Source organism: Paenibacillus xylanexedens, from assembly GCF_007676705.1.
GTDB classification, from domain to species: domain Bacteria; phylum Bacillota; class Bacilli; order Paenibacillales; family Paenibacillaceae; genus Paenibacillus; species Paenibacillus xylanexedens_C.
This window is the reverse complement of record NZ_VEBF01000130.1, coordinates 1-317: the sequence shown is the minus strand read 5'-3', so window position 1 is coordinate 317 and position 317 is coordinate 1. Positions and strand designations below refer to the sequence as shown.

General features: G+C 50.8%; 1 protein-coding gene. It reads right to left on the bottom strand.

The features are described 5' to 3' along the window. Window positions 1-112 precede the first annotated feature (112 nt). A partial coding sequence (locus FS628_RS33515) for a hypothetical protein (RefSeq protein ID WP_222125320.1) occupies window positions 113-317 on the bottom strand: 205 nt, incomplete at its 5' end.

The following is a 317-nucleotide window of genomic DNA, read 5'->3' as shown; positions in this document are numbered from 1 at the left end:
TCCACCACATTCATTTCTCCCCACCTTTTCTAAATACCTTGTTTCTCTCACCCCTCCTAACCATCCTCCTCCTCTTTTTTCACTCACTCCCCCCATTTCCCTTTCCCAACTTTCAATTTCCCCCCAAAAACTCCCTCTTCATCCTCCTCCTCCCCACCATCATCCTACCTTCACACCTGTCCCTGCTGCCTTCCTTCCTACTCATCCCTACCTTCCCCTCCCTCCCTTCCTTCAAACCCCTCATTATTCCCCCCATGCTCAACCCCTTCCCCATCTTCTCCATTCCCCAATATCCCACGAAATCGATTCCCAACCAT